Origin of the sequence: Streptomyces sp. ADI96-02, assembly GCF_003846185.1 — a bacterium.
Classification (GTDB): domain Bacteria; phylum Actinomycetota; class Actinomycetes; order Streptomycetales; family Streptomycetaceae; genus Streptomyces.
In genome coordinates this window covers 5,729,266-5,743,154 of the sequence record NZ_ML123034.1, presented here as the reverse complement: position 1 = coordinate 5,743,154, position 13,889 = coordinate 5,729,266, and the positions used below count along the sequence as shown (strand labels likewise).

Annotated in this window: 16 protein-coding genes and 1 pseudogene; 7 read left to right on the top strand and 10 right to left on the bottom strand. The window is 69.0% G+C overall.

The window, feature by feature from the left end; translation table 11 throughout:
- Position 1 precedes the first annotated feature (1 nt).
- The 5 genes and pseudogenes from EES43_RS25215 to EES43_RS25195 form a co-directional block, all read right to left on the bottom strand.
- Positions 2-1,201 (bottom strand): S8 family peptidase, encoded by a 1,200-nt coding sequence (locus EES43_RS25215; RefSeq protein WP_124270857.1) that lies wholly within the window; start codon positions 1,199-1,201, stop codon positions 2-4.
- Positions 1,202-1,773: 572 nt separating this feature from the next.
- A complete protein-coding gene (locus tag EES43_RS25210) occupies positions 1,774-2,967 on the bottom strand; it encodes a macrolide family glycosyltransferase (RefSeq protein WP_124270856.1) in 1,194 nt (397 codons plus the stop codon).
- A 54-nt stretch (positions 2,968-3,021) separates the two neighbouring features.
- Positions 3,022-4,320 carry an ABC transporter substrate-binding protein gene (locus EES43_RS25205; protein ID WP_124270855.1) on the bottom strand — a complete coding sequence of 433 codons (1,299 nt, stop codon included), beginning with the start codon at positions 4,318-4,320 and terminating at the stop codon, positions 3,022-3,024.
- Positions 4,320-5,159 (bottom strand): carbohydrate ABC transporter permease, encoded by an 840-nt coding sequence (locus EES43_RS25200; RefSeq protein WP_124270854.1) that lies wholly within the window; start codon positions 5,157-5,159, stop codon positions 4,320-4,322. Before EES43_RS25200 ends, EES43_RS25205 begins: the two co-directional genes overlap by 1 nt.
- Positions 5,156-5,380: pseudogene (locus EES43_RS25195) on the bottom strand (sugar ABC transporter permease); the annotation flags it as partial. The pseudogene EES43_RS25195 and the gene EES43_RS25200, both read right to left, overlap by 4 nt.
- Positions 5,381-5,901: 521 nt before the next feature.
- On the opposite strand from EES43_RS25195, the gene EES43_RS25190 reads away from it, so the two are divergent.
- Together EES43_RS25190 and EES43_RS25180 are read left to right on the top strand one after the other, a co-directional pair.
- On the top strand, positions 5,902-6,519 hold the full coding sequence (locus EES43_RS25190) for a GntR family transcriptional regulator (RefSeq protein ID WP_164493263.1): 618 nt from the start codon (positions 5,902-5,904) through the stop codon (positions 6,517-6,519).
- 904 nt (positions 6,520-7,423) lie between these two features.
- Entirely contained in the window at positions 7,424-8,659 is a 1,236-nt protein-coding gene (locus EES43_RS25180) for a helix-turn-helix transcriptional regulator (protein ID WP_124272144.1), read from the top strand.
- Here EES43_RS25180 and EES43_RS25175 read toward each other — a convergent pair.
- Positions 8,640-9,302, bottom strand: a complete 663-nt coding sequence (locus tag EES43_RS25175; RefSeq protein ID WP_124270852.1) for an HAD family hydrolase — start codon at positions 9,300-9,302, stop codon at positions 8,640-8,642. The two genes, EES43_RS25180 and EES43_RS25175, sit on opposite strands and share 20 nt — an antisense overlap.
- 61 nt (positions 9,303-9,363) lie before the next feature.
- On the opposite strand from EES43_RS25175, the gene EES43_RS30810 reads away from it, so the two are divergent.
- Positions 9,364-9,540 carry a hypothetical protein gene (locus EES43_RS30810; RefSeq protein ID WP_164493261.1) on the top strand — a complete coding sequence of 59 codons (177 nt, stop codon included), beginning with the start codon at positions 9,364-9,366 and terminating at the stop codon, positions 9,538-9,540.
- 328 nt (positions 9,541-9,868) lie between these two features.
- Complete coding sequence (locus EES43_RS25170) at positions 9,869-10,093, top strand: hypothetical protein (RefSeq protein WP_124270851.1); 225 nt, start codon at positions 9,869-9,871, stop codon at positions 10,091-10,093.
- A gap of 562 nt (positions 10,094-10,655) precedes the next feature.
- Here EES43_RS25170 and EES43_RS25165 read toward each other — a convergent pair.
- From EES43_RS25165 to EES43_RS25160, 3 genes are read right to left on the bottom strand one after another with little or no spacing between them, the layout of a single operon-like run.
- The gene (locus EES43_RS25165) at positions 10,656-11,012 is read right to left on the bottom strand and encodes a hypothetical protein (protein WP_124270850.1); all 357 of its coding nucleotides are present in this window, start codon (positions 11,010-11,012) and stop codon (positions 10,656-10,658) included.
- Between the two features lie 11 nt (positions 11,013-11,023).
- Positions 11,024-11,197 carry a hypothetical protein gene (locus EES43_RS30805; protein WP_164493259.1) on the bottom strand — a complete coding sequence of 58 codons (174 nt, stop codon included), beginning with the start codon at positions 11,195-11,197 and terminating at the stop codon, positions 11,024-11,026.
- An 11-nt stretch (positions 11,198-11,208) separates the two neighbouring features.
- Positions 11,209-11,631, bottom strand: coding sequence for a hypothetical protein (locus EES43_RS25160; protein WP_124270849.1), 423 nt, complete (start codon positions 11,629-11,631; stop codon positions 11,209-11,211).
- A gap of 348 nt (positions 11,632-11,979) precedes the next feature.
- Here EES43_RS25160 and EES43_RS31570 point away from each other — a divergent pair, with 348 nt between their 5' ends.
- The 3 genes from EES43_RS31570 (at position 11,980) to EES43_RS25145 (ending at position 13,493) form a co-directional block, all read left to right on the top strand.
- Entirely contained in the window at positions 11,980-12,096 is a 117-nt protein-coding gene (locus EES43_RS31570; RefSeq protein ID WP_241192529.1) for a DUF6233 domain-containing protein, read from the top strand.
- A 42-nt stretch (positions 12,097-12,138) separates the two neighbouring features.
- The gene (locus EES43_RS25150; RefSeq protein ID WP_124270848.1) at positions 12,139-13,008 is read left to right on the top strand and encodes an ATP-dependent DNA ligase; all 870 of its coding nucleotides are present in this window, start codon (positions 12,139-12,141) and stop codon (positions 13,006-13,008) included.
- 215 nt (positions 13,009-13,223) lie between these two features.
- Positions 13,224-13,493 carry a hypothetical protein gene (locus tag EES43_RS25145; RefSeq protein ID WP_124270847.1) on the top strand — a complete coding sequence of 90 codons (270 nt, stop codon included), beginning with the start codon at positions 13,224-13,226 and terminating at the stop codon, positions 13,491-13,493.
- 3 nt (positions 13,494-13,496) lie between these two features.
- Here the strand turns inward: EES43_RS25145 and EES43_RS25140 are convergent, their stop codons facing one another.
- Positions 13,497-13,781 (bottom strand): hypothetical protein, encoded by a 285-nt coding sequence (locus tag EES43_RS25140; protein ID WP_124270846.1) that lies wholly within the window; start codon positions 13,779-13,781, stop codon positions 13,497-13,499.
- Positions 13,782-13,889 lie beyond the last annotated feature (108 nt).

Sequence of the window (13,889 nt, the reverse complement as noted above, 5' to 3'; positions counted from 1 at the left end):
GCTACTCGACGATCTTGAGCAGCTTGTTCGCCGTTCCTTCGGTCGCGTTGGAGATGGCGTCCGGGGTGGCTCCCTCGGTGAGCGCCGTGGCGACCTGCTCCGGGGTGGCGTCCGGGTTGCCTCCCAGGTAGATGGCGGCGGCGCCGACGACGTGCGGCGTCGCCATGGACGTGCCGGAGATGGTGCTGGTGCCGGTGTCGCTGTCGTTCCAGGCGGACGTGATGTCCGAGCCCGGGGCGTAGATGTCCACGACCGAGCCGTAGTTGGAGAAGTCCGACTGCTTGTCGTCGGCCGTGGAGGAGGCGACGGTGATCGCCTCGGGGACCCGGGAGGGCGAGCCCTCGCCGGCGTCGGCGGACTCGTTGCCCGCGGCCACGCCGAAGGTGACGCCTGCGGCGATGGCCTTCTTCACGGCCTCGTCGAGAGCCGGGTCGGCTCCGCCGCCGAGGCTCATGTTGGCGACGGACGGGCCCTTGGCGTTGGCGGCGACCCAGTCGATTCCGGCCACGACCTGCTCGGTGGTGCCCGAGCCGTTGTCGTCCAGGACGCGGACGGCGACGATCTTGGCCTTCTTGGCGACGCCGTGGGCGGCTCCGGCTATGGTGCCCGCCACGTGGGTGCCGTGGCCGTTGCCGTCGTTCGCGTCGTCGTCGTTGTCCACGGCGTCGAAGCCCGAGGTGGCCCGGCCCTCGAAGTCGCCGTGGGTGACGCGGACCCCGGTGTCGATGACGTACGCGGTGACGCCCTCGCCCGCGGCGTCGGGGTAGTTGTACGCCTTGTCGCCGGCGGTCTCGGCCTGGTCGATGCGGTCCAGGCCCCACGACGGCGGGTTGTCCTGGGTGGCGTTGATGCTGAACTTCTTGTTCTGCACCACCTTGGCGACGGCCGGGTCGGCGGCGAGGCGCTTGGCCTCGGTCTCCGAAAGGCCGCTGGCGGAGAAGCCGTTGATGCTGGAGGAGTAGTTCCGCTTGAGCTTGCCGCCGTACTCCTCGGCGAGCTTCGACTTGTCCGCCTTTTCGCCGAGCATCACGATGTAGCTGCCGGAGACCGCGGTCGCGGCGTCCGCGCCGTAGACCGTGCCCATGGGGGCCGGTGCCGCGCCGGCGAACGAGGTGCCGAGCAGGGTGACTCCGGCTGCGGCTGCCACGGCGGTGATCGCGGCGGTCAGCTTGGTCCGGCGGGTGCGCTGGTGCTTGGCCATGAAGAGGGTACTCCTCGTCACTCAATGTGGGGGGATTTGGCCCCCGGCCGGAAGATCTCCGGGGGCTGGCTCGAAACCCTGACCGATTGACGAGCACAGATCAAGACCTCCCCGCAGCGACCGCACGGCCGGTGACGCTGCGTCATAAGAAATCGGCCATGGCCGAACGTCGCCGCAAGAGTGCCTTCGGAGGCGGTGGCGAGCCGCCCGCCGCCAAGTCGGGACCAGCGCGCCGAGTGGATGCCATCGACACGTCGCGCCTGGTCAGAGAGGCGTCAGGGACATATCGCCGAGGTACGGCGGGCGACGGCACCCCGCTGCGGAACGCGCCCCGTACGCCGGCGGAGCGGGCGGGTCGACTCGTGAAGACACGTGAACGTGCGTGAAGGTGTGCGCGAGAGGGGTGAACTCCCGGGTCAGGTCTGTGGAATCGCGAGGAGATGCGTGCAGATGCTCGACCCGGATTCGCGCTACCGACGCCCCCACCGAGCGGCCCCGCCCCGCGAAACCGCTGCTCACAGCGGTGCGGGGCGGGTTTGCGGAACGTCCGGATAGCGGTTGGACAGGTCCGCTCAGCGCGGCAGTTCGGCCTCGATGAGATCCGCCGCCCGCCGGGTGCCGCCCTCCTTCACCGTCTGCTCGCGCACTCGTGCGCACCGCTCGGCCACCTCCTGATCGCCGACCAGGCCGAGCACGGCGGCTCGCAGCGTCGCCGCGTCGGCCTCCTCGAACGGGACGTGCCGGGCGACGCCGAGCGCCCTGAGCCGGTCGGCGTTGTTGAACTGGTCGACGCCGAGCGGGACCGCCACCATCGGCGTACCGGTGGCCAGGCCCTCCTGGCTGCCGCCCGCGCCCGCGTGGGTGACGAACGCGTCCGCCTGCCTGAGCACCGCCAGTTGCGGCACCCAGGGCAGCACCTCGATGTTGCCCGGCACCGCGCCGAGTTCGGCGGGGTCCACGTGCGCGCCGATCTGGAGCACCACGTGCCAGCCGGGCAGACCGCCGAAGGCCGCCACGCACTCCCGGTAGAACGCGGGCCGCTTGGTGTCGGCGGAGCCGAGGGAGACCAGGAGCACCTTCTCCGCCCCCGCCGGCCGCCGCCACTCCCCCTGCTCCGCGCGCTCGCCCTGGCAGGCGCCGACGAAGGTGTACACCTCGCGGTCGATCCGGTCGGCGTTCGGCTGGAGGGCCTCGGGGATCAGGGCGAGCGCGCGGCGCGGCCGGGCCACGTACGCGCCGACGGAGAGCCCGCCCAGGCCGTTCGCGGCGAGCCAGCCCTCGAAGCGGGCGAAGTAGGCACGACCGCGCTCGGTACGCATCAGCTCGGCGTCCGCCGCGTCGCCCACCTCCTCCTCGTACCCCTCCCACGGAACGAGGTTGGGCCACAGGGAGACGGCGGGGACGCCCCAGCGGTGGGCGAGGGCGCGGGCCGGGTAGGACGTGATGTCGTGCAGGACGAGGTCGGGCTCGTCTCCCGCGAAGGCGTCCGCGAGCCGCGGATGGGCTTGCAGGGCGTCGTCGAGGAACGGTTCGACGCAGTCGATCGGCTCGGGGCCCCAGGCGTCGGGGTCGGTGGGCAGGGTGGAGGTGTAGATCACGGGTTCGGCGCCGGTGGCGGCGACCTTCCCGGCGAACGCGGCGGGGATGGCGTAGCTGACGCGGTGCCCCCGGTCCACGAGCTCCCGGATGACGTCGAGGCTCGGGTTCACATGTCCGTGGGCGGCGATGGAGAACATGGCGATGTGGGCACGCGGGGTCGAGGTCATGGATGCACCGTAGACAAGACGATACGTCTCGTCCAATCATTTCCGCGGGCCGGATCAGCGCTGGTAGCGGGCCAGCACCCGGTTGCCGTCCTCGACGAGTCGACCGCGCAGTTCCTCGGCGTCGATCGCACCGCTGTAGTACTCCTGGAGGGCGGGTGTGGCCACCTTGTCCTTCCATTCCGGATAGCCGCGGACGCTCTGGGCGGGCGCGGGGCGCAGATGCCGGGCGAGCGCCGCACCGGTGGCCCAGCCGTGCTGGGCCGTGCGCAGCGAGGGGTCGGCGAGTGCCGCCGTCCCGGTGGGCAGCATCCAGTCGCCCCGGGCCAGGCGCACCATGTTCCGCGGGCGCAGCAGGAAGTCGATGAAGGCCACCGCCTCCTTCTTGTACGGGCTGTCCTCGGCGACGGAGAGCGTCTGCGGGCTGACCCCCTGCGCGAGCCCGCCGCTTCCGGCGGGCAGCGGCAGCACCGTCCAGTCGAACCCCTCCGGGGCCTGCTCGACGATCTGCTGGCGGTAGGCGAAGCCGAGCGGGACCATCGCGTACCGGCCGCCGAAGAACCCGGGCAGGGTGTCGGAGCCGCCCATCCCGAGCGCGGTCCGGGCGGCGCTGCGGTCGGTGTTCACCTGGTCGCGGATGGTCCCGGGCACCACCGCGTCGCCGGCCTCGAAGCGCAGGGCGGCCCGGCCGTCCGCCTCGCGGTGGAAGAGCCGCCCGCCGGCGGTCAGGCCCAGGTTGAGCGTGACGGACACCGGTTCCTTCAGCGGCCAGGCGACGCCGTAGCGCCCCCCGCCCGTCAGCTTCTTCGCGACCCGGCGGAACTCCGGCCAGCTCCACGGCCGTTCGGGCGTCGGGACGCGCGCGCCGGACGCCTTCAGGAGCGCGGTGTTGGCGATCAGGACGCGGGGCTCCTGGAGGAAGGGCACACCGTAGACGCCGCCGCCGAAGGTCGTCGTGCTCCAGGACCGCTCGGGGATGTCGTCGGAGAGCCGGCCGGGCAGGAGGCCGCGCAGGTCGGCGAGGTAGCCGCCGTAGGCGAAGTCGGCGAGGTCGTCGGAGGCATCGTGGATGACGTCGGGCGCCTCGCCGCCCTCGAAGGAGGTGAGGAGCTGGTCGTGGACGTTGTCCCAACTGCCCTGGACGTAGTCGACCTGGACGTCCGGGTGGGCGGCATTCCACTCCTTCACGAGCTGCCGGTTGGCGTCGACGGACTCCTTCTGCCAGGCCAGCGACTGGAACCTGAGCCGGACGGTCCCGGTGGCGTCCTCGCCGTCCTCGCCGTCGCCGCCGGAGCAGCCGGTGAGCAGCAGGGCGAGGACGGCGGCGACGGCGGCACGGCGGCCGGGAGCGCGCATCAGTCCTTCACCGCCCCGGCCGTCATTCCGCCGGTGATCCGCTTCTGGATGACGGCGAAGAGGAGGAGGGAGGGCAGGGTGGCGAGGAACGCGGCGGCGGCGAGCGGCCCGAGGTCGGCCACGCCCTCCGCGCCGAGGAAGTGGGTGAGGACGACCGGCAAGGTCTGCTTCTCCGGGGTCTTGAGCAGGACGAGCGCGAAGAAGAACTCGTTCCACGCGGTGATGAAGGTGAACAGGGCGGTGGCGACGATCCCCGGCGCGAGGAGCGGAGCGACGACCGAGACGAGGGTCCGCACCCGGCCCGCCCCGTCGACGGCGGCGGCCTCCTCCAGTTCGCCGGGCAGGGCACGGACGTATCCGGTGAGCATCCACAGCGCGAAGGGCAGCGACCAGACGACGTAGACCAGGATCAGGCCCCCCAGTGCGTTGATCAGATGCAGGTTCTTCAGGACCAGGAAGAGCGGGATGATCACCAGGACGAACGGGAACGCCTGGCTCACCACGACCCAGCCGGTCGCCGCGGCGGCGAGCCGGGAGCGGTGGCGGGCCATGACGTAGGCCATCGGGGTCGCGATGAGGACGGCGATCAGGGCCGCGGCGAGGGCGGCGGTCAACGAGTTTCCGGCGGCCCTGAGCAGCGGCTGTTCGTCGAACGCCTGGCGGAAGTTGTCCAGGGTGGGGTGCTCGGGGATCCAGGTCGGGTGGAGCGAGGCCAGTTCGCGGGCGGGCTTGAAGGCGGTGGAGAGCAGCCACAGGAACGGGAAGGCCAGGAAGACCAGGTACGCCAGGAGCGCGAGGTACTGGCCGATGCGGGCGGACCTGCTGGTGGGCAGGCTCATCGGTCCCCGCCTCCCCGGAGCCGGCCCGCGAGGTGGCAGGCGAGGATGACGGAGATCACCGCGACCATGACGCAGCCCATCGCGGCTGCGTAGCCGAACTGCCCGTAACGGAACGCCTCTTCGTACGCGAAGAGCATCGGCAGCCGGGTCCGGCCGCCAGGCCCGCCGCTGGTGAGGACGTAGACCAGGGCGAAGGAGTTGACGTTCCAGATGAAGTTCAAACAGATCATCTGACGCCCGCACAGCCTTGAACTTCATGGGGAATTCTCACTGGCAGCTTGGCCTACGCGTCCGAGTTGGCTCTGGGTTAACTGAAGGTAGACCCTTGGTTCACCAAGATCATCTCCCACTTGTTTCCCAGTTTCCCACCGGGAACCCGTGAACAGCAGGCCGGGGCCGGACCGCAGCACCCTTGGAGGCGACTGGAGCGGTCCGGCCCCGGCATCTATTCAACGAACTCCCCGCAACCGAGCTCAGTTTGCGGTTCACTCGCCCAGGTGGATACCCGGCGCGCCACGACGGGTACGCGAGGCCGCCCGCCAGTCGCCACAGGGGGTACTGCAGCTGGCGGGACGGCCTCATCACGACCAACGGGAACCTGAACCCCGTAGCCGAGTCTTGTTTTGTCAACTGCCGCTGGCATATCCCGAACCGCCCGTGGGGCCTTGATATATCAAAGCTCCGACGCAGTTCGTAGGTTCGAACCTCGCTCGATGATCATCAGCCGATGTCAGAGGTTCGCATGCCCGAAGCGGAGTACCGGCGTATCGCCGCTGACATCCGCCGGCGCATCAGGGCTGGCGAGTGGACCGTAGGCCAGCCCCTTCCCTCCCGCAGCGGCATGTCCGGCGACTACGGAGTCCACGAGCAGACGATCAGACTCGCCTACGACCTCCTCCGTCGGAGTGGAGTCCTCGACGGCGAGAGGCGGCGGCACGTCACCGTGGCGCATCCTCCTGCGGTGCGCACTCTCACGAACGCCGACCTGCCGTGGCCGTACAGCAGCGAGACGACCGACACCCGGCTGCGGCCTGCCACTGAAGATTTGGCCGCTCGGCTCGGCGTGCACCCTGGGGCGATGCTGCATCACGAGACGGTGGAGTGCCTTGATCCGGGCGGGCACTCGGCGATGATCGTCTCGTCGTGGTGGCGTGGCCAGCGCAGGCCACACGCCAGTCACGTAGTGGAGATCGGCACAGCGCCGCTGACCGCTGAGCAGGCCCATTCGCTCGGCCTCCTGGTGGACATGACGGCGTTTCGGCTGATTCGGACTCGCCTCGGCGAGGACGGCGGTCCGTTGGAGACGGCTGATCTCATCCTCCCCGTGGATCGCTGGCTGATCAGGTTGCGTAGCCAGTAACGCTTCCGATTTCTGACTTGTGAGTCAGGAATCTCATCGAGCCTTGCTCATGTTTGACCAAAAAACTAGTGCCGGGCGGAAACTGATGGGCCGTCTACATGCCTGCGTCACTGCCCGTATAACCCCTGGCTAGAGGCTGGATTCAGTTTCGGGCAGGGCGCAGCACGGGCCGGCCCAGACCTCGGTGTCCAGGACATGCACTCCATCGCACCCCTGGATGACCCCTGCCGGGAGGGCCCCGACAGTCAGGGGCCGCTTGCACCAGACGCAGGCCCGGCCGGCGGCCTGGTCCCACGTGAGGGATTCGAGTCCGGGGAGCTTCCGGATTGGTGACGGTTCAGGAGCATCTGTCATCGCCTGGCCGCCCCTGCGGATGCATCTTCGAGGGCTGCCCGCAGCGCTGCTGTGTCGGTAAGAAGCCCCTTGTCGCCGGGGCAAATACGCCAGTGCGGGCCGGGCCCTGTTGTGCGACGCGGGGGTGGGAGGACAATGTGCGAGCCCGCACCGAGGATCCGGGCGCCGGGTACATCCGAGTTGCCCCAGGAGTCTGCGGAGCCCGGGGTGATGAAGAAGTACAGGCACCCTTCACGGGGGTCCTGCAGGGCTGCCCCGGACCGGCTGCCGAGGATGGCGACCGCGTCGTAGCCGACGCTCCTCGGGACGCGGACCGCGTCCCAGGTGTCGCCTGCGCCGGCTAACCGGCAGTTCTTGATCGTGTTTGTTGAACTCATCGGGCCTCCTCTGATGCGCTGGTTGATCGTCACCCAAGATTGGCCCGCTGAACCAGGATTTCCGAGGGCCTTCAGAGGACTCTTTGCGGCACCAAAGAGGGCTTTTGTGCGGCCTTCCGGGCGACGACTGGCCTCGCGAGGGGCCTCCTGTGAGACTGGCCGCACACGTCGCGATGGAGGACAGCGTGCCGCTGAAGACAAGCAACACCCGACTCAAGTCCGCCCGACTCGCTGCGGGTTACCACTCCCAGCAGGCCCTCGCCGACGCCCTCGGTGTAGGAGTCCGCCAGGTTCGCCGGTGGGAGTCCGAGGCCCCGCCATGGCCGCACCCCGACCTGCAGCAGGCTCTCACACGGGTGCTCGGTCAAGACCTTGAAGCGCTCGGCTTCACCCCGCCTGCCGGGCATGATCCGGTGCGCCGCACTCTGATCACCGGCACCGCTGCCGCCGTCGGCCTGGCCGCTGTTCCCTCGCAGACCTCGGCGGTCATCCAGCCGGCGTCCGTCGCCACCGACTACGAGGCGGTCACCCGATCGCATCGGCGCCTGTATTGGTCCGTCGCCCCAGCTACCCTCCACCCGGCCGCAGTAGCGCACGCCACCCTCGGGTGTGCTCTACTCCCTGAGTCTGCGGGGCGTACCCGGCAGGCTGTCGCCGCTGCTCTTGCGGAAACGTGGCTGCTCGCCGGCCGTATCGAGTTCTTCGACCTATGCGAGGCTGACCGTGCTGGGGCCACCTGGCACCGGTCACTCCAGGCCGCAGGAGAGGCGGATGACAGCCTCCTCGGGGCGGCGGTCCTCGCCCACAGCGCGTTCATCCCCGCCTGGACGGGGCGCCGCGACAATGCTGTTGAGCGCATGACCGCGGCCCGCACCTACGCCCGCCGCGGCCCCGCCTCGGCGGAGCTGCTGGCGTGGCTGGACGCCGTCGAGGCCGAGTGCGAGACCCGGTGCGGGAACACGCAGACGGCCCTGCACCTGCTCGGGCACGGTGAGGATGTGCTGGCTGCGGGCGGCGATTACGAGTCGCCGGCTTGGCTGGACTGGTTCAGCCCCGTGAGGCTGGCGGCCTTCAAGGGGAACACCCAGTTGAAGGCCGGGCATCTTCCGCAGGCTAGGGCCACCCTCCAGGGCGTGTTGGACAGCCTGCCTGCGTCGGAGGAGAAGCAGAGGTCCGTCATCCTCGGGGACCTGTCGGCGGTCGAGGTGGCGGCCGGGAACCCGGAGGCGGCGTGCGGGTACGCGTGCGAGGCCCTTGATCAGCTGGAGGCGACCTGGTATGCGACCGGGATGGACCGCGTGAGGGATGTTCGTCGAGCGTTGGTCCCGCACCAGCATCAGCAGTGTGTGCGGGACCTGGACGAGCGCCTTTACGGCTGGTCGACGACCGTCAGCGCTCTTGCTCGTTGAACCTGGCGATGAGCGGGGATAGTTCGAGGAGGCTCTCCACCCGGAAGGTGGGGAGCTTCTTCGCTTCCTCGGTGTGCCACTGGATTGTGGCCCAGGGGCCGCGGTGGACGAGCGCGGTGTGCATGCCCGCAGCGACAGCGGGGCGGAGGTCGTTGTCGACGCGGTCGCCGACGTAGAGGATCTCGTCGGGCTCGGCGGGTACGACGTGGGCGACGCGGACGAAAAACTCGGGGTCGGGCTTGGAGGCGCCCCAGTCGTCGGACGTGCCGATGAGGTCGACGTCGTTCGTGAATAGCTCCCGGAGGATTCCGCCGGCGCGCACGGTCTGGTTGCCTGCGATGCCCAGCCAGAGGCCGTCAGCGCGAAGGGCCTTGAGGCTGTCGCGAACGTCGGGGTACAGGTCGGTTTCGTCGAAGTGTTCGGGCTGGCCGGCGGCGGCACGGGCGGCGCGCTGCTCGGCTAGGTCGAAGCCGGGCTGAAACTCTTGGAAGACCTCCCGGTAGTCGCGGCCTTGCGTGATGACGGCCCCGAACATGGCAGCGAACGTATGCCTCGGGACACCCAACCAGTCGGCCCAGGTGCCGTACTCCCGGGTTTCGTCTACTAGGCACTCACCGACGTCGAACACGACTGCACGAATCATGTGGGCATCCTACGAGCTGCGGGGCGGGCTGATTGTCGGTGCCCGCCCGTACACTTCTCGCATGCCCACTCCTCCTGCCTCGCTGCCGCATGTCCGTTCGCTGTCGGCTGTGAACGAGGAGATCCGGGCCCTGCTCTCGAACGGCGGGCTGCTGTCCGTGGAGGGCCGCCGCCGGTATGAGGAGCTGTTGGTGGAGTGGGCTGCGGCTGTGCGCGGCGACGTGTTCGAGGCGGCGTGATCGCCTTGCGGCTGACCGCAAAGTGACGCCCCGACCTGCTGGTTTCATCACTTTGCCACCACTGACTGAGTGATGCGTACAGGCTGTCGGTCGCCCCTCGACCATCTTTCCCAAGTGGGAAGGATGGTGGCGCGACGCACGAACGCCCGCCCTCACGTGGAGGGCGGGCGTAAGGCGAGCGTCTCCGGGGGCCGCTGTCCCGTTCGGTGGACGTCCCCCTGCTGGGGCACCTTACGGGTGGGTCTGGCAGCGGACCCGGCTGATCCCGGCAGACGGCATCAGCATGGCAGACGGCCCGTTGTCAGTGGTGGCGTTTAGGATCCGGCCCGTGGCGAATCCGAGTGAGAACCTGATCAACCTGTGCCGTGCCGCTGTCGACGCGCACCAGACCGTGACAGCCCAGCCGTACACCCCCGAGGGCTGGAAGCCGTGGCTGGAGGCAGCAGAAGCGTTCCAGCAGGCGGTGACCGAGGAGGCCGGGGACGGCAACCGGTTCAAGCTGGAGCAGGCGGCGAAGAAGGCCGTGCTGCACCCGGAACCTACCTCCGAGTAGCGGGCGGGTCGGGGGAAGGGCAGCCCGGACAAGAACGCATTCCCGTGCCACCGTCGAAGCATGGAAAACATCAAGCGGATCTACCGCAGTTCAGAGAGGCGCACCGCGCCCGTCAGAAGGTGCCCTGGGTGCGGGGCGGCAGTTCGCCCCCGATGGAGCAAGCCGCAGTGGGACATGGGTGGCGGCATCGACCCTGAGTACTCGGCCGCATGGCATTGCTTCACGTCAGGCTGCGCGCAGGAAGAGTTCTAAGCAGCCCCGCCCCCGTCCTGGGAGCAGCCAGGCGGGGGCGGGTTCAGAAGCAACACCCTGTTTCGCGGGCCCGTGGGCCCTGGGGTTGGTCTGACAAGCGTACCGATGGGCGCTGACAACCCGTGCTCGATCAGCCCCGGCGTGGCGGGCAACCTTATTGCGGGCCCGCGCAAAATGGTGCCCCCGTCGACGGGGGAGGCGACGGGGGCCCTGCCAGTGCGGCAGGGCAGGCGGGGGTGGGGTGGGCGATACGCTGACACGGCGACGCCCCGGCCAACTAGACCTTGGCCGGGGCGTCGTGCTGTGCGGGCTACTGCTCGAACGAGGCGTAGCCCGGGATCTCCTTCATCACGCTGGCGACGGGCGCCCAAGCGGACTCGTCTACGTCGCCGCGAAGGAGATCGATGTGCTGGTAGCCCCTGCGGGAGACGTACAAGGCGATGCCGCCTTCGGACCAGGCCGCAAGAGCCTGTAGGTCCTGGGGGGAGCGCGCCGCCGGGGACGGGACTGCATTCCTCTTCACCCACAGGTATCCCCGCTCGTCCTGGGACACGTGACCGGGGTTGATCCACCCCCAGGATCCGGCATGGGTGGCGATCTCGCCCACGCTGGGCGGGCAGGGGAAGTCCGGTAGATCCATAGCTCGCGCCTGCTTCCTGTCGCTCATGGTCGTGGTCCTCACTGTTCGGTGATGGGCTTGGCGTTCCGCTGCTCGTTCCAGTCGATCCGCAGGTTCCGCAGTTCCTCGCAGATGCCGTCATACACAGAGCGAGCGCGGTTCAGGGTCTTCTTGGCGTCCGCCACATCGGCTTCCAGGCGGCGACGCTTCTCCTCATGCTCCTCGGGAGTCATAGCTCTTCTCTCTACCAGTCTTGGCTGGGCTTGTTGGCGGCGCGCTTGAACACCTCGACGAGGTCTTCGAGGATGAGGTAGCCGACGACCTTGCCGAAGCCAGGGCCTTGAGCCTGGACCGGCGACTCAAGGGTGTCCGGCCACCAGCCTTCGCGTGCCCCACGGTCGACCGCCCGCTTGATGGCGGCGCTGTGGCCGCGCAGGCTGCTGTCCTCCCCGCTGCGCAGGTCGTCGGCGGAGACGTAGCCGCCACGGTTGGCAGCCTCCTTGATGATGCGGCGCGCATTTGGTGGCAGGGCCAAGTAGAGGCGCTCGGCTCGCTCCTTGGTCCAGGCGGTGTCGGGTTCGATGTCGGCAGCGTGGTCGGCGAGCAGGGCCAAGAGCTTCTTCTGGAAGTCCTCGGTGGGCTGCTCGACGGCGATCGTGATCTTCACCAGTCCTCGTTTCTGCAGACGTGAATTAACACCTGCCTAATGAGGGTAGCGCGACGCCACTCATCTGTCTGCCGTTAACTCACGTTAGTTTTGACTCCGCACGACCAACGGGGCCGACCGCACTAGACTCGAACGCATGTACGATCTGCCGCCCGACCTCGACCGCCTCCGAACCCTCCGCACCTGGTACGCCATGTGGCTCGGACGCATCGACCAAGCCATCCAGGCAGCCGAGCAACACGAACAGCAACGCCAACACAACCAACGCCCCGCCACCCCCGACTGGACCATGAACTCGGCATCGGCGACGGCGCACCACCAGCAGAAGTCCACGCAGGCGGATGCCGAATGGCAGGGAAACGACTCAGGCCCATCACCCGCGACCAAGCGGTCAACGCCATCGCAAACGGCACCCGAGCCTGCATCCACTGCCGACCCGACACAGACCTCGGCATCCTGGAGTAACCCAACAGGCAGCCCACCCCAACCCGGCGCACGATCGGACCCGTGGAGTACCCCATCCGACCCGCCCTCGCCCAAGCCGTCCCCGTCGTCCCCCACGGGCCGGACTGGTGGTACGAGCCCAAATTCGACGGGCACAGGACGATCCTCCGGCGCACCAAGGACACGGTCATCCTCTACGCCAGATCAGGCAGGGTCGTCACCAGCCACTGGATGGACCTCGCCGTCGCCGCCATGCAGCTGCCGGCCGGGACCACGCTCGACGGGGAAGCCGTCGTCTGGCGAAACGGGCGCATCGACTTCGCCGCAGCCCAATCCCGGGCCGCGTCCTCCATCACCCGAGCACGGGCACTCGCCGCACAGCACCCCGCCTCCTACGCCGCCTGGGACGTACTGGAGCACCCCGACTACGGGCAGACCACCGGACTCCCCTACACGGATAGGCGCCAGCTGCTCCTCGACCTGCTCCACGACATCCCGCCGCCCATCCAAGCCGTACCCGCCACCGATGACCGTGCGGTGGCCGTCGCCTGGTACGAAGGGCTCCAGGAGCAGGGGATCGAGGGCATCGTCTGCAAGAAGGGGACGGCCGGCTACCCCGCCGGCCGCCGCGGATGGACCAAGGTGAGGCATGCCGACACCGAGGACGCGCTCGTCGTCGGCTACCTCGGGCCCCGGCGTCGACCCCACCGGCTCGCGCTCGCAGTCGGGGACGAAGGCGGCCCCATTCGTCTCTCCGCGCGGCTCAACCCTGTACTCGCCGGCAGGATCGGCGACGCGCTCACCGCGGCCGACGTCGTTGGGGAGCGGCGGGCCGAAGGGGAGACGTACACCCGAGTCGACAGCGACCTCACTGTCGAAGTCCTCGCCGGCTCGGGCAGGCACGGGACACTCACCGTTAACCGCATGCGGTAAGCGCTGGCGCCCCCGGTACCGTCCACCCCCGCCGTCGTTGACCTGGCATGAGTCGAAAGAAGCGTCTAGAGAGCCGGATAGGAAAGCGGCTCCGGTGCAACCGGTGTGGCTGCTATGCGCCGAAAGACCTCACGTCCAGAGCCGCTGAGAACTGGACCGGAAAGTGGGAGGGGGGCCGGCTGGCGCTTATCCTGTGCCCGCAGTGCCAGACCCCGTTGGAGAACGCGGCAGCCGAGGCGAATGACGCCGAGCTGGCCGTGGCCCGTGCCGACGGCGGGCAGTTCCTGCCGGACCCCGTGCTGTGCATCACCGGCACCATGGAGGACCCCGGGTCCATCCTGTACGGCCGTGATCACCTCCAGCGCATCAGCGTGGCGGGGGAGGCGGAGAACCTGGGCGTCGTTCAACTTCCGCCCGACACACGGTGCGTACCGATCACCGGTGGGGTCATGGTCTATCTGCCTGGCCAGCAAGTCACCCCATAGCCGTCAGGTCTGCCCGTTGTCCGCTGCCGCGTGCCCGACCTGGAAGATTGCCAGCAGCTGATCGCGCTGGGACTCACTAATCACGTCGCACACTGCAGCCCCGTTGAGCAGGAGCGTCATCACGTCAACAGCGACGTGCAGCGACGCGGCAGTCTTCTCGTCAGAGAGCGTCTGCCCCTGCTTCAGGTACATGACCTCCCAGAGCTCCATCATCTGCTGCCGCCCCTCGGCTTGCTGCGCCTTGAAGAGGATCGGCACCACGTTGTCTGGAAGGTCATCGGAGCTCATCAGTAGTCCCTCTGAAGGTGAACGCGGGCAGCCGCTTGGCCTCCCGTGGACAGCCGGGAGGAGCGGCAGGCCCCGCCTGGAACGGGTGTCCAGACAGGCGGGGCCTGA